We start from the raw sequence: 18,424 nt of genomic DNA on the forward strand, positions 1-18,424 counted from the left end.
TAGTAACAAGATCAACTGCGCCGTGCCATGTAACAGTTGTGAACAAGTACGAAGAGCTTCAGGCCAGGTCACCCTGTACTAAAGGTACAAAGCGGACGGGTTCGATAATCTCCTCGATCATCTCATCCCCCTGACGACGCAGACGTTTTAACACTTGTTGATCTTCGCCAACCGGCAGCACCATTCTGCCGCCGTCACGCAATTGTGCTATCAGCGCAGTCGGAATTTCAGGCGGTGCCGCCGTCACAATAATGGCGTCAAACGGACCACGCGCGGCCCATCCCTGCCAGCCATCGCCGTGGCGGGTGGAAACATTATGCAGATCAAGCTGCTTCAGGCGGCGTTTCGCCTGCCATTGCAGCCCTTTGATACGTTCAACCGAGTAAACGTGATTGACCAGATGCGCCAGAATAGCGGTCTGATAGCCAGAACCCGTGCCAATTTCCAGCACCTGTGCATCGGCGTTGAGTTCAAGCAGCGCCGTCATCCGCGCCACCATATAGGGCTGTGAAATCGTCTGCCCGCTGCCAATTGGCAACGCGACATTGTCCCAGGCTTTGTGTTCAAAGGCTTCGTCGATAAAACGCTCACGCGGCACATCGGCGATAGCTTTCAGCAGATGTTCATCATGGATACCCTGGGCGCGCAGTTGCGCCAGCAAGGTTTCAACGCGCCGGTTCACCATGCCAAATCCACCTCCGCCTGGGTCAGCCAATCGCTTAACACCACCTGCGCCGCCGGGGCGGTCAGGTCAACATGCAACGCGGTGATCGAGACATACCCCGCATCCACCGCAGCAAAATCGGTATCGGGACCGGCATCCAGTTTCTCACCCGGCGGACCAATCCAGTACAGGGTATTGCCGCGCGGATCTTGCTGACAGATCACCTGATCGGCAGGATGGCGGCTGCCACAGCGCGTCACACGGAAACCTTTCACTTCTGATAAGGGGAGATCAGGCACGTTGATATTGAGAATACGCCCGGTGCGCAGCGGTTCACGCGTCAACGCGCGCAACAATGCGCAGGTGACCGCCGCCGCAGTGGCGTAATGCTGATGGCCATTCAATGACACTGCCAGCGCCGGTAGCCCGAGATGGCGGCCTTCCATCGCCGCCGCCACGGTGCCGGAATAAATCACGTCATCACCGAGATTCGGGCCAGCATTGATACCGGAAACCACAATATCCGGACGCGGTTGCATCAGGGCGTTAACCCCGAGAAACACGCAATCGGTCGGGGTACCCTGCTGCACGGCGATATCACCGTTTTCATGGGTAAAGGTACGAAGCGGCGTCTCCAGCGTTAGCGAGTTTGAGGCACCACTGCGATTGCGATCGGGTGCGACCACCTGCACCTCAGCAAACTGGCGCAGCGCGCGCGCCAGGGTCTGAATGCCTGGCGCATGAATGCCGTCATCATTACTCAGCAATATCCGCATCGTTACCTTCTTGTTGGAGAAGCTCACGCACGACGCTGGTAGCAAAACTGCCCGCAGGCAGCCAGAACGCCATCTCCAGCGTCACATCATCCCACCAGTTCCAGTGCAAGTCCTTTGGCACCACACGCATCGCACGACGTGCTGCGTCAACACGTTCACGCTCAAGCAGTGTAATCAATTCTACCGCACCTGCCAGGCTGTGTTGTTCAAATTCAAGCGCTTCCGCCTGGGGTCCCCAGTCACCACGACCCGGTAACGGCGCGGTAATACGCAGTTCATCCTGATTCACGCGCTGCTGCAGTTCCGCCAGTTCTTCCGTCTGCGCAACAAACCAGCTACCACGCCCGGTCAGTTGCAACGCATCGCCGCTCATCACTGCGTCGAGATGACCGTCTCGCTGCAAACGGGCGCTGGTCACCTGATTAAACAGGTGGCTGCGGGTGGCCGAAAGCAACAATCCTTTTTTATTGCGATCGCGCGGGCGAAAACGATCCTGCGCCCACTGCTGCGCCTGAGTCAGATTATTACCCTCACGACCAAAACGCTGCTCGCCAAAATAGTTAGGCACACCGCTTTTCTGAATTTTCTGTAAACGCTGTTCCACCGCAGCCCGGTCCGAGATTTGGCGGATCACCAGACGAAATGCATTCCCTGCCAGCGCGCCGGTACGTAGTTTACGCTTGTGGCGCACTACCTGCAGGATTTCTACACCCTCCAGCTTAAATTCAGACAGATCAGGCATGGCGTTGCCCGGCAAACGGAAGCACAGCGTCTGTTCCGTCACTGCATGGCGGTCTTTCATCCCGGCATAGCTGAGATCACGCACATGCACCCCGAGAAATTTCGCCAGCGCCTCGGCAACAAAGCGGGTGTTGCAGCCGATTTTACGAATACGCACCAGCAGCTGTTCGCCTTCGCCATCATAGGGATAACCGAGATCCTCGATAACGACAAAATCTTCCGGATTGGCTTTGATCACACCAGTGGCGCGCGGCACACCATGCAGGTACAGCAACTCACTCATGCGCTTTCCGCCTTCACCAGCAGCGCGACCGCTTCACAGGCAATGCCTTCACCACGCCCGGTAAAACCCAGTTTTTCCGTGGTGGTCGCTTTCACATTGACCTGATCCATATGACAGCCCAGATCTTCAGCGATGTTCACGCGCATCTGTGGCACATGCGGCAGCATTTTCGGTGCCTGAGCAATCAGGGTGACGTCAACGTTACCGACCTGATACCCCTTCTGCTGAATCCGACGCCAGGCTTCGCGCAGCAAACCACGGCTGTCTGCCCCTTTATAAGCCGGATCGGTGTCAGGGAACAATTTGCCGATATCCCCCATCGCTACCGCTCCCAGCAGCGCATCCGTCAGTGCGTGCAGGGCTACGTCACCATCAGAATGGGCAATAAAACCGTGTTCGAAGGGAATACGCACCCCACCAATCACCAGAGGACCCTCGCCTCCAAAGGCGTGGACGTCGAAGCCGTGACCGATACGCATCATGCGCTCTCCTTTAACTGAATCTGGGTAAGATAAAAGGCCGCCAGCGCCAGGTCTTCTGGCCGCGTCACCTTAATGTTATCACTGCGGCCACTCACCAGTTCGGGATGATAGCCGCAGTATTCCAGCGCCGAGGCTTCATCAGTGATGGTCGCGCCCTCATGCAGAGCACGCGTCAGACAGGCGGTCAGCAGCGCATGAGGGAAAAATTGTGGCGTCAGCGCGTGCCATAAATCTTCACGCTCGACGGTATGTGCAATGGCGGCTTTACCGGGTTCAGCACGTTTCATGGTATCGCGCACCGGTGCCGCCAGAATCGCCCCGACTTTGCTGTGCTGGCGCACCGCCAGCAGACGCGCTAAATCATCAGGATGCAGGCAGGGGCGGGCCGCGTCGTGTACCAGCACCCATTCCCCTTGCGTCACGGCCTGCAAACCTGCCAGCACCGACTCAGCACGCGTTTCCCCCCCGGTGACCCGCAGCACGCGCGCGTCCTGTGCCAGCGGCAAGGTATCAAACCAGCCGTCATCGGGGCTGATAGCGACAATCACCTGTTTCACCGCCGGGTGCGCCAGCAGGCGGGCAACGCTATGTTCAAGAAGAGTGGATTGACCGATGGTCAGATATTGTTTCGGGCAGGCAGCCTGCATGCGGCTGCCAATACCGGCAGCGGGCACTACGGCGATCACATCCGCAGAGGAAGAGTGGTTGTTCATGGTTTATCGTTGTTGATTTTGCGCAGCTTGTTGCGCGTTACGTTTGTTCTGGTCTGGCACCAGGCGATAGAAGGTTTCACCAGGCTTGATCATGCCCAGTTCATTGCGTGCGCGCTCCTCGATCGCTTCAGAACCGCCGTTGAGATCGTCAATTTCGGCGAACAGCTGATCGTTACGCGCTTTCAGTTTGGCGTTATTCGCCTGTTGTGACGCAACATCATCATTGACGCGCGTATAGTCGTGTATCCCGTTCTTGCCCAGCCACAACGAATACTGAAGCCAGCCGAGCAAAACGAGTAGTAATAGCGTCAGTTTTCCCATCCCAGCCCCCTGAAAAACGGCTCAATCATCCCATAACTTCGCGCCGGACTCCACTCCAGCAGCGAAAATGCCGTTTACGGACGATTGTCCGTACAAATAATGATTCACTGGCGCGCAGATCGGCAGGTAAAGTTTTGTAACCTGCCGACGCGTTTGCACATCAGGCACGGCTTACCAGCCGGAGAGAAATGAGAAGAGTAACCAGAACAGGCACACCACCACGATCGCCGTCACCACCCCGCTCCAGAACAGATGACCACGCATCATCAGGCTGAGGACAATGCCAATCAACACCGATACCGGCAGCAGGGCAAGGAAGAACGGCCAAGTGTAGAGGAAGAAAAACAAGGTATTGGAACCGTAGAGCAGGAACGGAATGGCCAGCGCACACCAATACGAGAGAAAACCAATCACACCACCCGGTAATGACGAGCGAGGCTCATCCTGGGGGCGTTCATCTTTGCGTGCCAGCATAGGGGTAACATTCTGCATAGAGTTCCTGTTGACGCTAATCGCGGCAAATCATGGTGATTTGCCGCTGTCTATTCAGGATCTGATGATATCGCGGTGGCGCAGCAGGTCTAACAATTGGGCGGTCAGTTTTGTAACCAATTGTTCACCATCAAGGTGGATTTCCGGGGTTTCCGGGGCCTCATAAACACTGTCGATACCGGTGAAATTACGCAATTCTCCGGCACGCGCTTTTTTATACAATCCTTTCGGATCACGCGCCTCGCACACCGCCAGCGGCGTGTCGACAAACACTTCAACAAACTGTCCATCCGCCAGCAGGTCGCGCACCATCTGACGTTCGGCGCGATGCGGTGAAATAAAGGCCGTCAGCACCACCAGCCCGGCATCCACCATCAGCTTTGCCACTTCACCGACACGCCGAATATTTTCCTTACGATCGTCATCGCTGAAGCCGAGGTCACGGCACAGGCCGTGACGCACGTTGTCACCATCCAACAGATAAGTGCTGACGCCGGCGCGATGCAGCGCCTGCTCCAGCGCCCCTGCCACCGTGGATTTACCCGAGCCGGACAGCCCGGTAAACCACAGCACCACGCCCTGATGGCCGTGCTGCTGCTCACGCTCAGCGCGTGTCACCGGATGATCGTGCCACACCACGTTTTCATCGTGTTGCGCCATTACTGACCACCCAGCAGATCGCGTGCATTCCAGTGCGGGAAGTGGCGACGAATCAACGCATTCAGCTCCAGTTCAAACTCGCTGAACTGGCTCGCCTCGGCACGATTAGCGCTTTGCGGTTCTTCAATCAATCCGGCACCCACGGTGACATTGCTCAGGCGATCGATAAAGATCATGCCGCCGGTCACCGGGTTGTCGCGATATTTGTCCAGCACCATCGGCTCGTCAAAGGTGACTTCCACCAGACCGATGCCGTTGAGCGGCAGGCTGTCGGCGCTGCGTTTTTCCAGCGTGTTGATATCGAACTGATGGATCACGTTTTCCACCCGGCCACGCGCTTTCTTACCGGCGATCTTCACGTCATAGCTCTGACCCGGTTGCAACGGCTGCTCGGCCATCCACACCACGTTCACCGTGGCGGATTGCACCGATTTCAGTTCCGCAACGGCATCCACCAACAGGTCACCACGGCTGATGTCGATCTCGTCTTGCAGCACCAGGGTAATGGCCTCACCGGCTGCGGCTTCCTGCAAATCGCCATCAAAGGTGACGATGCGTGCAATGCTGGATTCTACGCCAGACGGCAGCACCTTCACGCGTTGGCCCACGGTGACCACGCCTGACGCCAGCGTTCCGGCATAGCCACGGAAATCGAGGTTCGGACGGTTAACGTATTGCACCGGGAAACGCATCGGTTGGTGATCCACCACACGCTTCAGTTCCACGGTCTCCAGCACGTCGAGCAGCGTTGGACCGCTGTACCACGGCATGGTCGTGCTCGGCGATGCGACGTTATCCCCTTCCAGCGCGGACATCGGCACAAAGCGAATGTCGAGGTCTTCCGGCAGCTGTGCTGCGAAATCGAGGTAGTCCTGTTTGATCTGCTCAAACACGTCCTGTTTATACGCCACCAGATCCATCTTGTTGATCGCCACCACCAGATGCTTAATGCCCAGCAACGTGGAGATAAAGCTGTGACGACGGGTCTGATCCAGCACGCCTTTGCGCGCATCAATCAACAGAATCGCCAGATCACAGGTGGAGGCACCCGTCGCCATATTGCGCGTGTACTGCTCGTGCCCCGGGGTATCCGCGATAATAAATTTGCGCTTTTCGGTCGAGAAATAACGGTAGGCCACGTCAATGGTGATGCCCTGCTCGCGCTCGGCCTGCAAGCCATCCACCAACAGCGCCAGATCGAGTTTCTCACCCTGGGTGCCATGACGTTTGCTGTCGTTGTGCAACGAGGAGAGCTGATCTTCATAGATCTGGCGGGTATCGTGCAGCAGACGACCAATCAGCGTACTTTTGCCGTCGTCAACGCTACCGCAAGTGAGGAAACGCAGCAGGCTTTTGTGTTGTTGCGCGGTCAGCCAGGCTTCCACGCCGCCCTGATCGGCAATCTGTTGTGCAATAACGGTATTCATCTGCGTCTCCTTAGAAATAACCCTGACGTTTCTTCAGTTCCATCGAACCGGCCTGGTCGCGGTCAATGACACGCCCCTGGCGTTCGCTGGTAGTGGAGACCAGCATCTCTTCAATAATTTCTGGCAACGTTTGTGCTTCAGATTCCACCGCGCCGGTCAGCGGCCAACAGCCGAGGGTACGGAAACGCACCATGCGTTGTTTGATCACTTCACCCGGTTGCAGGTCAATACGGTCATCATCCACCATCATCAGCATGCCATCGCGTTCCAGTACCGGACGCGGTGCCGCGAGATACAGCGGAACAATCTCGATGTTTTCGAGGAAGATGTACTGCCAGATATCCAGCTCGGTCCAGTTGGAGAGCGGGAACACGCGGATGCTCTCACCTTTGTTGATCTGGCCGTTGTAGTTGTGCCACAGCTCCGGGCGCTGGTTTTTCGGGTCCCAGCGGTGGAAACGGTCACGGAACGAATAGATACGTTCTTTGGCGCGGGATTTCTCCTCATCGCGACGCGCGCCACCGAAGGCGGCATCAAAGCCGTATTTATTCAGCGCCTGTTTCAGACCTTCGGTTTTCATGATGTCGGTGTGTTTAGCGCTGCCGTGCACAAACGGGTTGATGCCCATTGCCACCCCTTCCGGGTTACGGTGCACCAGCAGCTCCGCGCCCATCGCTTTGATGGTGCGGTCGCGGAACTCATACATTTCACGGAATTTCCAGCCGGTATCAACGTGCAGCAGCGGAAATGGCAACGTGCCCGGATAGAAGGCTTTGCGTGCCAGATGTAGCATTACCGAGGAGTCCTTGCCGATGGAGTACATCATCACCGGATTACTGAACTCGGCCGCCACCTCGCGGATGATATGGATACTCTCTGCCTCCAGCTGGCGCAGATGAGTGAGTCGGTTTTGGTCCATAATTTTTCCTCAAGCCAAATTGACAACGGCGGACTCGCGGGTCCCCTGCTGTGCTGAATGTTGAAACCAGGCGAGTTGCCCGTGCAAATTCACAACTTCACCAATCACCAGCAAGGCTGGCGTCGGCGCGACGGCGGCGAGCGCCTCCAACTGGTCTAAGGTGCCGGTCAGCACCTGTTGATCCTGCCGTGTACCACGACCAATCACCGCAACAGGGGTTGCCGGATCGCGCCCGTGTTCAATCAGTCCGGCAGCAATTTCTGCCGCCTTCACCGTGCCCATATAAATCGCCAGCGTCTGCCGGGCGCGCGCCAGCGAAGGCCAGTCGATACCGTTGCTGTCTGCCCGGCACTGGCCCGTAATAAACATCACGCTTTGCGCATGGTCACGATGGGTTAAAGGGATACCGGCATACGCGGTTGCGCCTGCGGCAGCGGTAATGCCGGGCACCACCTGAAACGGAATACCGGCGGCTTTGGCAGCCTGCAACTCTTCACCGCCACGGCCAAAAATAAAGGGGTCGCCGCCTTTCAGGCGCACGACGCGTTTACCTTGCTGCGCCAGTTGCACCAGCAGCCGATTGGTCTCTTCCTGCGGAACAGAGTGCGCGCCAGCCCGTTTACCGACACAAATACGGTCAGCATCGCGACGCACCAGTTCCAGCACCTCGTCGCTGACCAGATGGTCGTAGAGCACCACATCGGCCAACTGCATCACCTGTAAGCCGCGCAGTGTCAGCAAACCGCTATCGCCAGGGCCAGCGCCGACCAACGTGATCTCCCCCTGATTGTCGCTGTCATTCTCCAGTTCGCGATCAAGGGTACGACGCGCTTCATTCACGTTACCCGCCGCCATCTGGCTGGCGAACAGGCCATTAAAAGCACGTTCCCAGAAGCGACGACGTTCAGACATCTGGCGGTAACGCTGTTTCACTTTGTCACGCCACTGCCCAGCCACCTCGGCCATTTGCCCAAGGTTGGCAGGCAACAGCGCTTCAATTTTTTCCCGCAACAGTCGAGCCAGCACCGGCGCGGTGCCGCTGGAGGAGATCGCCACCACCAGCGGGGAACGATCGACAATCGACGGGAAGATAAAGCTGCATTTCGGCTGGTCATCCACCACGTTCACCAGCTTGTGGCGGGCATTGGCAGCCTCAAAGACCTGGCGATTCAGCGCGTTGTCATCGGTGGCGGCAATCACCAGGAATACGCCATCCAACTGCGCGACATCAAAGGTTTGTGCAATCCACTCAATGGCTGCGATCTCTTGTAGCGCCTGCAACTCATGGCCCAACTCACGCGCAGCCACCAGCACGCGTGCACCGGCACGCCGCAGCAGTTCGATTTTGCGCGCAGCGATGTCGCCACCGCCGACAACCAGCACCGGACGGTTTTTGAGATCGGCAAAAAGAGGCAGATAATCCACGTTAACCTTGTCAGTTTTACAATAAGTTAACGCGACTATACGTCCCTGCCTTCTGGCAGATGAAATTACGAATTGGAATGAGTAGTTACCGAATGGAATAACGACCCAGGATTGTTGAGAACATTTTGTGCTTAGCAAATGATATTGCTGGCGTTTCGGAGCAATTCAAATTGTGTAATACCGGTCACAGTTTCATACTAAAGCAGATTTTTTTTAGCATGACGGGATGTCAGAAAAGGACACACTATGTTTGCCACCCTCCGCCGCGCCCTGCTGGCTGCAGTGATAGCGAGCGGTTTTCCTCTTTTTGCTCAAGCCACGGACACCGTACCGGGGCAGTATGCCGAACAACAATTGCGCCATATCGCCACCTATTTCCCTGGCCGCATGAGCGGTAGCCCGGCCGAACTGATGACGGCAGATTATCTGCGCCAACAGTTCACCCAGTTGGGTTATCAGAGCAATACCCGCCAGTTTAATACCGGCTATAACTGGCGTGAAAAACAGGGCCAGATGCGCTGGCATAAAGTCACCGCCACCTCAGTGATCGCCGCACGTGCCGGTAGCGCGCCGCAGGAGATCCTGATTGTGGCGCACCTTGATACCTGGACACCGCTCAGCAGCCGCGAAGCCGACAACAACCTCGGCGGCCTGCGTTTGCAGGGCGTGGATGACAACGCGTCCGGCCTTGGCGTGATGCTGGAGCTGGCACAACAACTGAGCAAAACGCCGCTCCATTACGGCGTGCGCTTTGTGGCACTGAGCGCCGGTGAGACCGGGCTGCACGGGATGGATGATTATCTGTCGCGTATGGATGCCAAAGAGAAGAAAAACACCCTGCTGGTGATTGATCTGAACAGCTTGATCGTCGGCGATCATCTCTATTTCAATAGCGGGATGAACACCCCCTCCGCCGTGCGGAAGCAAACCAGCGCCCGTGCCATCCAACTGGCGCACCATCTGGGGATTTCTGCGCTAACCCATACGCTAACCGCGCGGGATTATCCGGGTGTGAATCCTTTTGATAAAGCAGGTATGCCGCTGCTGGACGTCACCGCCAGCAACTGGGCGCTGGGGAATAAAGATGGCCAGCAGCAGCGCGCACGCAGCCACCACTTCCCGGATGGCAGTGTACGCCATCAAACCGAGCGTGACAGCCTGAACTACCTCGACCACTGGCTACCGGGACGCATCTCTCAACGCACGCGCGATAGCGTGAAAATTCTATTGCCACTGCTCACCGAGCTGGCGAATCCGACAACCTGAGGAACTGATATGTACGTGGTTTATCTGAACTATTTCCGCCCGGTGGCCGAAGTGGAAGCGTTGCTCGCCCCCCATATTGACTGGCTGGATCGCTATTTCGCCAACGGCGCGTTTATTGCCGCCGGACGTAAAGATCCGCGCACTGGCGGCATGGTGCTGGTGAAGGATATGGAACGTGCTGAGCTGGATGCGATCCTGGCGGAAGATCCGTTTGTGGCGGTGGCGAATTACGACGTCACAAAGGTGAATGTGACGCGTGCTGGCGAAGCATTTGCTGGATTAACAGGTATTTAATTGATCCGTAGCGGCGCGATTTATCGCGCGATCTTTTAAAAGATGCGCGTTAAATCGCGCCGCTACGGGTGAAAAGATTAGCCTTCGTGCAGGCCGCACTCACGCTTCAGGCCAAAGAAACGCGTTTCCTCTTCCGCCATGCCCGGTTCCCACTTCTTCGTGGTATGGGTATCCCCGACCGACAGATAGCCTTCATCCCACAGCGGATGGTATTTCAGGCCGTGCTGTTTCAGATACTGATGCACCTGGCGGTTATCCCAGTCGATAATCGGCAGCACCTTAAATACGCCACGCTGAATCGCCAACACCGGCAAATGTGCACGGCTGCCGGACTGATCGCGCCGCAGGCCAGCAAACCAAGTTTGCGCCCCCAGCGTTTCCAGCGCGCGGTTCATCGGTTCCACTTTGTTGATCTGGTTGTATTTCTCGATCCCATCAACACCCTGTTCCCATAGCTTGCCATAGCGTGCTTCCTGCCAGGCCGGTGAGGTTTCAGCCCGGAACACCTGTAGATTCAGGTTAAGCTTCTCGGTCAGCTCATCGATAAAACGGTAAGTTTCCGGGAACAGATAACCGGTGTCAGTGAGGATCACCGGCATATCCGGCTGCTGCTGCGTGACCATATGCAGCAACACCGCCGCCTGAATACCAAAACTGGACGACAGCACAAACCCGCCGGGTAGCTGTTGCAAAGCCCAGCTCAGGCGATCTTCTGCTGATTGTTTTTCCAGCTGCGCGTTGGTTTCTGCCAACGCCATGACACGATCAATTTTGGGTAAATCATTCAGTGCTGCGAGATCGAGTACCGTCATACTGCCTCCGGGTCCCAAAAATCACGGGCGGGATCAACCACTGGCTTCACGATGCCCGCGCGAATCACGAAGTCGCCAAAACCTTCTTCACCGTTACGCTCTTTCGCCCAGCGCCCCACCAGCTCATCAATGCTGGCGAGGATCTCCCCTTCCGTGATGTTCTCACGATACATACGCGGAATACGGGTGCCGATGCGGTTGCCGCCAATATGCAGGTTGTAACGTCCTGGCGCTTTGCCCACCAGACCGATTTCGGCCAGCATGGCACGACCACAACCGTTGGGACAACCGGTAACGCGTAACACTATGTGCTCATCACCGACGCCATGGCCATGCATAATCTCTTCGACTTTGGTCACGAACGATGGCAGGAAGCGCTCAGCTTCGGCCATCGCCAGCGGACAGGTCGGGAAGGAGACGCAGGCCATCGAGTTTTCACGCTGCGGCGTCACCTGCTCCATCAAACCGTGCTCACGCGCAATGGCTTCGATCTGCGCTTTTTGCTTCTCCGGTACCCCGGCGACAATCAGGTTCTGATTCGCGGTAAGGCGGAAATCGCCCTGATGCACTTTTGCGATTTCAGCGATGCCGCGCTTCAGCGGACGGCCCGGGTAATCCAGCAGACGACCGTTTTCAATAAACAGCGTCAGGTGCCACTTCTTATCCACGCCTTTGATCCAGCCAATACGATCGCCACGGGTGGTGAATTCGTAAGGACGCGTCGGTGCAAAGGTGATACCGGCACGTTTTTCTACTTCGGCTTTAAAGGTTTCCACGCCCACGCGTTCCAGCGTGTATTTGGTTTTGGCGTTTTTACGATCGGTACGGTTGCCCCAGTCACGCTGGGTGGTCACCACCGCCGCCGCGACATCGAGGATCTTCTCCACCGGCAGGAAGCCAAATTCGCTGGCAGTACGTGCGTAAGTGGCTTTATTGCCGTGATCGATCGACAGACCACCGCCCACCAGCAGGTTAAAGCCCACCAGCTTGCCTTTCTCGGCGATGGCAATGAAGTTGAGATCGTTAGCGTGCAGATCCACATCGTTATGCGGCGGGATCACTACCGTGGTTTTGAACTTACGTGGCAGGTAAGTTTCCCCGAGAATCGGCTCCTCATCGGTAGTCGCGACTTTCTCCTGATCCCACCAGATCTCAGCGTAGGCGCGCGTCTTCGGCAGCAGATGCTCCGACAGTTTTTTCGCCCACTCGTAAGCTTCCTGGTGCAGCGCTGACTCCACCGGGTTGGAGGTACAGAGCACGTTACGGTTCACGTCGTTCGCGGTTGCCAGCGCGTCGAGGCCCACTTCGTGCAGCATCTGGTGCGTCGGCTTGACGTTCTTTTTCAGAATACCGTGAAACTGGAACGTCTGGCGGTTGGTCAGACGGATGCTGCCATAAATGGTTTTATCGGTCGCAAATTTATCAATCGCCAGCCATTGGGTTGGCGTGATGATGCCACCCGGCAAACGGCAACGCAGCATCATGGCATGGCGCGGTTCGAGTTTCTGCGCCGCACGTTCCGCACGGATATCACGGTCATCCTGCTGGTACATGCCGTGGAAACGGATCAGCAGGAAGTTATCGCCGTTAAAGCCACCGGTCAGACCATCGTCGAGATCTTCAAGGATGGTGCCGCGCAGATAATTGCTCTGTTTTTTCAGACGCTCGGCGTCAACAAGTTTGCCTTCAACGACCAGCGGTCCAGGGTGTTTTTCACTCATTAGTAAACGTCTCGCTGATAACGGCGCTCAATGCGCAGCTCACTTAAAAACTCGTCAGCCGTTTCACGATCCATTGCACCGTGCTCGACCACCACATCCAGTAATGCCTGCTCAACGTCTTTCGCCATGCGATTGGCGTCGCCGCAGACGTAAAGGTGCGCGCCCTCTTCAATCCAGCGCCACACTTCCGCGCCTTTCGCCCGGATTTTATCTTGTACGTAAATCTTCTCAGCCTGATCGCGCGACCAGGCGAGGTCGATATGGGTTAGCAAGCCGTCTTTGACATACTTCTGCCACTCAACCTGATACAGGAAATCGTCGGTGAAGTGTGGGTTGCCAAAGAACAACCAGTTTTTACCGCCAGCGCCCTCATTATCGCGCTGCTGCATAAAGGCGCGGAACGGTGCGATCCCGGTGCCCGGCCCGATCATAATCACCGGCGTATCCGGGTTGGCGGGCAGGCGGAAGTTGTCGTTATGTTCGATAAACACCCGGATGTCGCTGTCTTCTGCCAGACGATCTGCCAGCCAGGTGGAAGCACCGCCACCACGTTGACGCCCCTCAATCTCGAAGCGTACCGCACCCACCGTGATATGCACTTCAGTCTCGTTCTCAGCCTGAGAGGAGGCAATGGAATACAGGCGCGGCGTCAAAGGACGCAGCAGGCTGGTCAGCTGTTCTGCATTCAACTCGGTCGGTGCCTGACGCACCATATCGACAATCGGCAGGCTTTGTGCGTAGTGCTGGAGTTGCGGCTTATCACCGACCAGCGCCAGCAGCGCATCGTTACGTGACAGCGCAGCGTATTGCTCGACGATTTGCGGCGTATTGACCGTCAGCTCAAAATGACGTTGCAGCGCCTCCGCCAGCGGTAAGGTTTCACCGTGGATCGCCACCGGCTCATCGCCTTTCAACCACAACAACTCCAGCAGCTCTTTGACCAACAGCGGATCGTTTTCAAACCACACGCCGAGGGCATCGCCCGGCTGGTAGCGCAGACCCGAATCGCCCAGATCGATTTCGATATGACGCACGTCTTTGTCGGAATCACGACCGGTGATTTTCTGGTTAACGGCAAAACTGGCGGTCAGTGGTGCTTCTTTGCTGTACGGGCTGCTGTGGATTTCATTGACGCTACCGGCAGCGGTTGCGGCCAACGGGGCAGGTGATCCGCTCGGTACGCGCGATTGCAGAATGTCAGTGATCTGCTTACGCCAGGCACTGGCCTGATCGGCATATTCCACATCGGCATCGACGCGATCCAGCAGACGTTCTGCGCCAAGCTCCGCCAGACGGCTGTCGAAGTCCTTACCGGCTTTGCTGAAGAATTCGTAAGAGGTATCGCCCAGGCCAAACACGGCAAAGGCCGCGCCCTTCAGGCTCGGCGCTTTTTTCGACATCAGGAATTTATGCAGGGCCACCGCCTCTTCTGGCGGTTCGCCTTCGCCCTGGGTGGAGGTCACCACGACCAGCAGTTTTTCCTGACCGATCTGTTTGAATTTGTAGTCACCGGCATTCACCAGGTTGACGTTCAGTTTCGCCGCCAACAGGTCATCACGCAGTTGCTCTGCCAGGCGACGGGCATTGCCGGTTTGCGATGCCGAGATCAATAGGATGGTCGGCACCTCGGCCTGCACCGGTGCCGGTGTGGCGACGGCGCCAGGTGTCTGGTTGACCATGCCCCAGAAATAACCCGAAAGCCATGCCATTTGGGTGGTAGAGAAATCGGTTGTCGCTGCCTGTAAGCGCGCGAGTTGCTCCGGGGTTAGCGGCAGCAGTGAACCTGGGGGTGCCTGAGTCGTCATCGCGTTAAAAATTCCAGTATCAGAAGTCCGGACCGTAAAATGGCGGAAGAGTGAATAGGTTACCGGCCCGTATATTAACGATTAAATAAAGCTTCGACATAATAAATAACCAAAATGACTAAGTGGTTTTTCGGGTAATGCTAACCAGCAAAAGTGGTAAATAAAGCAATTTATATTCAATGAGTTAATTTATCGTCTGGCGAGGCTGAGTGCGCAAAATGCCGCGTTCAGAGGTAACGGGTGCTAAAAATCTGCATTTCAGGTAGACTTTAGCCGATTTTATGTTGAGGCCATTATGTCTACCACGTTGTTTAAAGAGTTCCAGTTTGAAGCGGCGCACCGCTTACCGCACGTGCCTGAAGGGCATAAATGCGGTCGTTTGCACGGTCACTCCTTTCTGGTGCGGCTGGAAATTACCGGAGAAGTGGATGCTTATACCGGTTGGGTTATGGATTTTGCAGAACTGAAAGCGGCCTTTGCGCCCCTTTATGACCGCCTCGATCACCACTATCTCAATGACATCCCGGGTCTGGAGAATCCCACCAGTGAAGTGCTGGCAAAATGGATTTGGGATGAGATGAAGCCAATTCTGCCGGAATTGAGCGCCGTAATGATCAAGGAAACCTGCACCGCTGGCTGCGTCTATCGCGGGTAAGGCTCCGTATCGTAGCGGCGCGATTTATCGCGTAGTTCCATGCGCGATGCAGGAAAAACCTGCGCGATAAATCGCGCCGCTACGGAATATGTCTTAAGACTTCTTTACATTCCTATCATCTGGCTGTCATCAACAGCCCCTACGTTGTTGTCTCCTTCATTAAAGATCAAGAGAATCAACAATGAACCTGGTAAAACGCCTTTCCCTGATTGCGATTTTTATTTCCGCCTCTGCTGCCGTTCAGGCGCAAAACGTGCTGGATTTCCCACAGCCTGATAACGTGCCGGAGGAGTTTTATGCCGTCACCGAAATCCCGGCCGGGGGTAACATCAAGTATGAAACCGACGCAAAAACCGGTTTTATCGTGGCTGACCGTTTCCAGTCGATGCCGGTGGCTTATCCGGCTAACTACGGCTCGCTGACCCAGTCACTGGGTGGCGATGGCGATCCGCTGGATGTGATTTTCTACAGTCGCGCCCCACTGCAACCGGGTACCCTGATCAAGCTGCGCCCGATCGGCGTACTGAAGATGATCGATGGTGGCGAAGTGGACGATAAAATCGTCGCAGTACCGGCGAGCAAAATCGATCCCACCTATGACGATATCAAAGCCATGAGCGATCTGCCGAAGATCGAGCAGGAACGTTTGCAGGCGTTCTTTCGCGTGTACAAGCAACTGCCGGACGGCCGCAAGAAAGTGGAGCTGAATGGTTTCCAGGATGCGGTGGCGGCGAAGACCGAGATCAAAAAGGCGTTTGAAGCCTATAAAGCGAAGCAGTAATCACCGCCAGAGCGGCGCGAACTTTCGCGCCGTTTCGCTACCGTGATCAGGCGATATTGAGATATTTGTGCGTCTGCATCGACAAGCGCCAGTTGCGGGCGATACAAGTCTCAATGCACAGTTTGGTTGCGGCATCACCACGACTGATCGGTTGCAGCGCAATAATACGTTTTTTCTCGTCATGCAATCCCGCCAGCAGCGCATCCAACGCTTCAACATCACGCACGCGTGCCACCGGATGTTTGATCTCATCAGCGCGCTGCAACGCCTGCGGCAGTACATCATAGCCTCCGCGCATATTCACCTTGGGTGAAACGGTCACCCAGGTGGAGTCGGAACAGCGTATTTCATGGGTGCCACTGGTTTCAATCTGGCAGGCAAAACCCGCGGCTTCCAGTGCGCTGGTGAGCGGACGTAAATCGTAGATGGCCGGTTCACCACCGGTGATCACCACGTGGCGTGCGGTCCAGCCCTGGCGCTGAATAGTGTCAATCAGCATCGCTGCATCAGCGTTGCCCCAGGCATCGCTTTCAACCGTCTTGACCAGAATGTCGCCGAGCGAGGTCTCCCGATCTGCCAGCTTTTCCCAGGTATGTTTGGTATCACACCAGCTACAGCCGACCGGACATCCCTGCAAGCGGATGAACAGCGCGGGAACGCCCGTGTAAAAACCTTCGCCCTGCAGCGTCTGGAACATTTCGTTAATCGGGTAGTACATTATTTGCTCACTTCACTCATTCAAGGCGCAGATTATGGCAGATCTGTCACCGGTAACAACAGCGGCTTTACGTCAAAAATGCAAAAGCCCCGCCAGAGCGGGGCTTCGTAACAGGCGATACTGCCTTACGGCAGCATCAGCAGGCGATTACGCCTGGCCTTTCACTTCTTTCAGACCGTTGAACGGCGCTTTAGCACCCAGAGCTTCTTCGATACGAATCAGCTGGTTGTACTTAGCAACGCGGTCAGAACGGCTCATTGAACCGGTTTTGATCTGGCCAGCGGCGGTACCGACTGCCAGGTCAGCGATGGTCGCATCTTCGGTTTCACCTGAACGGTGAGAGATCACCGCGGTGTAGCCTGCGTCTTTCGCCATCTTGATAGCAGCCAGCGTTTCGGTCAGAGAACCGATCTGGTTGAATTTGATCAGGATGGAGTTAGCGATGCCTTTCTCGATACCTTCTTTCAGGATCTTGGTGTTGGTAACGAACAGGTCGTCGCCCACCAGCTGAATTTTGTCGCCCAGTACTTTAGTCTGGTAAGCGAAGCCCGCCCAGTCAGACTCGTCCAGACCGTCTTCGATAGAAACGATCGGATACTGTTTGGTCAGATCTTCCAGGAAATGGGTGAACTCTTCAGAAGTGAATGCTTTGCCGCCTTCACCCGCCAGCACGTATTTGCCGTCTTTGTAGAATTCAGACGCTGCGCAGTCCATCGCCAGGGTGATGTCTTTACCCAGCTCGTAGCCTGCTGCTTTAACCGCTTCTGCGATGACAGCCAGTGCTTCTGCGTTAGAACCCAGGTTCGGCGCGTAACCACCTTCGTCACCTACCGCGGTGTTCATGCCTTTGCTTTTCAGCACTTTCGCCAGGTGATGGAAAACTTCAGAACCCATACGGATGGCTTCTTTCACCGTTTTCGCGCCAACCGGCTGAATCATGAATTCCTGGATGTCGACGTTGTTGTCAGCGTGTTCACCACCGTTGATGATGTTCATCATCGGCAGCGGCATAGAGTATTTGCCCGGGGTGCCGTTCAGTTCAGCGATGTGCTCATACAGCGGTTGGCCTTTAGACGCCGCAGCTGCTTTCGCCGCCGCCAGAGAAACGGCCAGAATGGCGTTTGCACCGAAGTTGGATTTGTTCTCAGTACCGTCCAGCTCGATCATGATCTTATCGATGTTCGCCTGGTCTTTGGCATCTTTGCCTTTTACCGCGTCAGCGATCGGACCGTTAACCGCCGCAACCGCTTTGGTCACGCCTTTGCCCAGGAAACGAGATTTGTCACCGTCACGCAGCTCCAACGCTTCGCGAGAACCGGTTGATGCACCTGACGGGGCAGCAGCCAGACCAACGAAACCACCTTCCAGATGCACTTCTGCTTCTACAGTCGGGTTGCCACGGGAGTCGATAATTTCGCGACCGATGACTTTTACGATTTTGGACATTCGATTTTCCTCAGTACAAGTTA

At 56.0% G+C, this 18,424-nt stretch carries 20 protein-coding genes; 4 read left to right on the top strand and 16 right to left on the bottom strand.

Annotated features, from left to right (window positions below):
- Positions 1-58: 58 nt before the first annotated feature.
- The 11 genes from PAT9B_RS15525 to cysG form a co-directional block, all read right to left on the bottom strand.
- Complete coding sequence (locus PAT9B_RS15525; protein ID WP_013510224.1) at positions 59-685, bottom strand: protein-L-isoaspartate(D-aspartate) O-methyltransferase; 627 nt, start codon at positions 683-685, stop codon at positions 59-61.
- Positions 679-1,440, bottom strand: a complete 762-nt coding sequence (gene surE, locus PAT9B_RS15530) for a 5'/3'-nucleotidase SurE (RefSeq protein ID WP_013510225.1) — start codon at positions 1,438-1,440, stop codon at positions 679-681. Before surE ends, PAT9B_RS15525 begins: the two co-directional genes overlap by 7 nt.
- Positions 1,421-2,464: a tRNA pseudouridine(13) synthase TruD gene (truD, locus tag PAT9B_RS15535; protein ID WP_013510226.1), complete on the bottom strand. Its 1,044-nt coding sequence runs from the start codon at positions 2,462-2,464 to the stop codon at positions 1,421-1,423. Before truD ends, surE begins: the two co-directional genes overlap by 20 nt.
- On the bottom strand, positions 2,461-2,943 hold the full coding sequence (ispF, locus tag PAT9B_RS15540; RefSeq protein ID WP_013510227.1) for a 2-C-methyl-D-erythritol 2,4-cyclodiphosphate synthase: 483 nt from the start codon (positions 2,941-2,943) through the stop codon (positions 2,461-2,463). The genes truD and ispF overlap by 4 nt, the downstream gene beginning before the upstream one ends.
- On the bottom strand, positions 2,943-3,659 hold the full coding sequence (gene ispD, locus PAT9B_RS15545; RefSeq protein WP_013510228.1) for a 2-C-methyl-D-erythritol 4-phosphate cytidylyltransferase: 717 nt from the start codon (positions 3,657-3,659) through the stop codon (positions 2,943-2,945). The genes ispF and ispD overlap by 1 nt, the downstream gene beginning before the upstream one ends.
- 3 nt (positions 3,660-3,662) lie before the next feature.
- Positions 3,663-3,980 (bottom strand): cell division protein FtsB, encoded by a 318-nt coding sequence (gene ftsB, locus PAT9B_RS15550; RefSeq protein ID WP_013510229.1) that lies wholly within the window; start codon positions 3,978-3,980, stop codon positions 3,663-3,665.
- A gap of 171 nt (positions 3,981-4,151) precedes the next feature.
- Positions 4,152-4,472, bottom strand: a complete 321-nt coding sequence (locus PAT9B_RS15555) for a DUF3561 family protein (protein ID WP_013510230.1) — start codon at positions 4,470-4,472, stop codon at positions 4,152-4,154.
- A 54-nt stretch (positions 4,473-4,526) separates the two neighbouring features.
- The gene (gene cysC / locus PAT9B_RS15560; RefSeq protein ID WP_013510231.1) at positions 4,527-5,132 is read right to left on the bottom strand and encodes an adenylyl-sulfate kinase; all 606 of its coding nucleotides are present in this window, start codon (positions 5,130-5,132) and stop codon (positions 4,527-4,529) included.
- A complete protein-coding gene (gene cysN / locus PAT9B_RS15565) occupies positions 5,132-6,559 on the bottom strand; it encodes a sulfate adenylyltransferase subunit CysN (RefSeq protein WP_013510232.1) in 1,428 nt (475 codons plus the stop codon). Before cysN ends, cysC begins: the two co-directional genes overlap by 1 nt.
- A 10-nt stretch (positions 6,560-6,569) precedes the next feature.
- Entirely contained in the window at positions 6,570-7,478 is a 909-nt protein-coding gene (gene cysD / locus PAT9B_RS15570) for a sulfate adenylyltransferase subunit CysD (protein ID WP_013510233.1), read from the bottom strand.
- Between the two features lie 9 nt (positions 7,479-7,487).
- Positions 7,488-8,903, bottom strand: a complete 1,416-nt coding sequence (cysG, locus tag PAT9B_RS15575; protein WP_013510234.1) for a siroheme synthase CysG — start codon at positions 8,901-8,903, stop codon at positions 7,488-7,490.
- A gap of 246 nt (positions 8,904-9,149) precedes the next feature.
- Here cysG and PAT9B_RS15580 point away from each other — a divergent pair, with 246 nt between their 5' ends.
- Both PAT9B_RS15580 and PAT9B_RS15585 read left to right on the top strand, forming a co-directional pair.
- On the top strand, positions 9,150-10,169 hold the full coding sequence (locus PAT9B_RS15580; RefSeq protein ID WP_013510235.1) for an aminopeptidase: 1,020 nt from the start codon (positions 9,150-9,152) through the stop codon (positions 10,167-10,169).
- Positions 10,170-10,178: 9 nt separating this feature from the next.
- Positions 10,179-10,463 (top strand): YciI family protein, encoded by a 285-nt coding sequence (locus PAT9B_RS15585; protein ID WP_013510236.1) that lies wholly within the window; start codon positions 10,179-10,181, stop codon positions 10,461-10,463.
- Positions 10,464-10,540: 77 nt separating this feature from the next.
- Here the strand turns inward: PAT9B_RS15585 and PAT9B_RS15590 are convergent, their stop codons facing one another.
- Genes PAT9B_RS15590 through cysJ form a run of 3 tightly spaced genes read right to left on the bottom strand, consistent with a single transcriptional unit; the run spans position 10,541 to position 14,801 of the window.
- A complete protein-coding gene (locus PAT9B_RS15590; RefSeq protein WP_013510237.1) occupies positions 10,541-11,275 on the bottom strand; it encodes a phosphoadenylyl-sulfate reductase in 735 nt (244 codons plus the stop codon).
- A complete protein-coding gene (gene cysI, locus PAT9B_RS15595; RefSeq protein ID WP_013510238.1) occupies positions 11,272-12,996 on the bottom strand; it encodes an assimilatory sulfite reductase (NADPH) hemoprotein subunit in 1,725 nt (574 codons plus the stop codon). The genes PAT9B_RS15590 and cysI overlap by 4 nt, the downstream gene beginning before the upstream one ends.
- On the bottom strand, positions 12,996-14,801 hold the full coding sequence (gene cysJ, locus PAT9B_RS15600) for an NADPH-dependent assimilatory sulfite reductase flavoprotein subunit (protein ID WP_013510239.1): 1,806 nt from the start codon (positions 14,799-14,801) through the stop codon (positions 12,996-12,998). The genes cysI and cysJ overlap by 1 nt, the downstream gene beginning before the upstream one ends.
- Positions 14,802-15,093: 292 nt before the next feature.
- On the opposite strand from cysJ, the gene queD reads away from it, so the two are divergent.
- Both queD and PAT9B_RS15610 read left to right on the top strand, forming a co-directional pair.
- On the top strand, positions 15,094-15,456 hold the full coding sequence (queD, locus tag PAT9B_RS15605) for a 6-carboxytetrahydropterin synthase QueD (protein ID WP_190274667.1): 363 nt from the start codon (positions 15,094-15,096) through the stop codon (positions 15,454-15,456).
- Between the two features lie 181 nt (positions 15,457-15,637).
- Positions 15,638-16,237: an inorganic diphosphatase gene (locus tag PAT9B_RS15610; RefSeq protein WP_013510241.1), complete on the top strand. Its 600-nt coding sequence runs from the start codon at positions 15,638-15,640 to the stop codon at positions 16,235-16,237.
- A gap of 46 nt (positions 16,238-16,283) precedes the next feature.
- Here PAT9B_RS15610 and queE read toward each other — a convergent pair whose 3' ends face one another.
- Together queE and eno are read right to left on the bottom strand one after the other, a co-directional pair.
- Positions 16,284-16,955 carry a 7-carboxy-7-deazaguanine synthase QueE gene (gene queE, locus PAT9B_RS15615; RefSeq protein ID WP_013510242.1) on the bottom strand — a complete coding sequence of 224 codons (672 nt, stop codon included), beginning with the start codon at positions 16,953-16,955 and terminating at the stop codon, positions 16,284-16,286.
- Positions 16,956-17,102: 147 nt separating this feature from the next.
- On the bottom strand, positions 17,103-18,401 hold the full coding sequence (gene eno, locus PAT9B_RS15620) for a phosphopyruvate hydratase (protein ID WP_013510243.1): 1,299 nt from the start codon (positions 18,399-18,401) through the stop codon (positions 17,103-17,105).
- Between the last annotated feature and the right edge of the window lie 23 nt (positions 18,402-18,424).

The organism is Pantoea sp. At-9b (assembly GCF_000175935.2).
GTDB lineage: Bacteria > Pseudomonadota > Gammaproteobacteria > Enterobacterales > Enterobacteriaceae > Pantoea.

What these genes read in the sequence shown, in the direction of transcription:
- PAT9B_RS15525 (WP_013510224.1), bottom strand. Translation starts at nt 685, where the DNA reads ATGGTGAACCGGCGCGTTGAAACCTTGCTGGCGCAACTGCGCGCCCAG.
- surE (WP_013510225.1), bottom strand. Translation starts at nt 1,440, where the DNA reads ATGCGGATATTGCTGAGTAATGATGACGGCATTCATGCGCCAGGCATT.
- truD (WP_013510226.1), bottom strand. Translation starts at nt 2,464, where the DNA reads ATGAGTGAGTTGCTGTACCTGCATGGTGTGCCGCGCGCCACTGGTGTG.
- ispF (WP_013510227.1), bottom strand. Translation starts at nt 2,943, where the DNA reads ATGCGTATCGGTCACGGCTTCGACGTCCACGCCTTTGGAGGCGAGGGT.
- ispD (WP_013510228.1), bottom strand. Translation starts at nt 3,659, where the DNA reads ATGAACAACCACTCTTCCTCTGCGGATGTGATCGCCGTAGTGCCCGCT.
- ftsB (WP_013510229.1), bottom strand. Translation starts at nt 3,980, where the DNA reads ATGGGAAAACTGACGCTATTACTACTCGTTTTGCTCGGCTGGCTTCAG.
- PAT9B_RS15555 (WP_013510230.1), bottom strand. Translation starts at nt 4,472, where the DNA reads ATGCAGAATGTTACCCCTATGCTGGCACGCAAAGATGAACGCCCCCAG.
- cysC (WP_013510231.1), bottom strand. Translation starts at nt 5,132, where the DNA reads ATGGCGCAACACGATGAAAACGTGGTGTGGCACGATCATCCGGTGACA.
- cysN (WP_013510232.1), bottom strand. Translation starts at nt 6,559, where the DNA reads ATGAATACCGTTATTGCACAACAGATTGCCGATCAGGGCGGCGTGGAA.
- cysD (WP_013510233.1), bottom strand. Translation starts at nt 7,478, where the DNA reads ATGGACCAAAACCGACTCACTCATCTGCGCCAGCTGGAGGCAGAGAGT.
- PAT9B_RS15580 (WP_013510235.1), top strand. Translation starts at nt 9,150, where the DNA reads ATGTTTGCCACCCTCCGCCGCGCCCTGCTGGCTGCAGTGATAGCGAGC.
- PAT9B_RS15585 (WP_013510236.1), top strand. Translation starts at nt 10,179, where the DNA reads ATGTACGTGGTTTATCTGAACTATTTCCGCCCGGTGGCCGAAGTGGAA.
- PAT9B_RS15590 (WP_013510237.1), bottom strand. Translation starts at nt 11,275, where the DNA reads ATGACGGTACTCGATCTCGCAGCACTGAATGATTTACCCAAAATTGAT.
- cysI (WP_013510238.1), bottom strand. Translation starts at nt 12,996, where the DNA reads ATGAGTGAAAAACACCCTGGACCGCTGGTCGTTGAAGGCAAACTTGTT.
- cysJ (WP_013510239.1), bottom strand. Translation starts at nt 14,801, where the DNA reads ATGACGACTCAGGCACCCCCAGGTTCACTGCTGCCGCTAACCCCGGAG.
- PAT9B_RS15610 (WP_013510241.1), top strand. Translation starts at nt 15,638, where the DNA reads ATGAACCTGGTAAAACGCCTTTCCCTGATTGCGATTTTTATTTCCGCC.
- queE (WP_013510242.1), bottom strand. Translation starts at nt 16,955, where the DNA reads ATGTACTACCCGATTAACGAAATGTTCCAGACGCTGCAGGGCGAAGGT.
- eno (WP_013510243.1), bottom strand. Translation starts at nt 18,401, where the DNA reads ATGTCCAAAATCGTAAAAGTCATCGGTCGCGAAATTATCGACTCCCGT.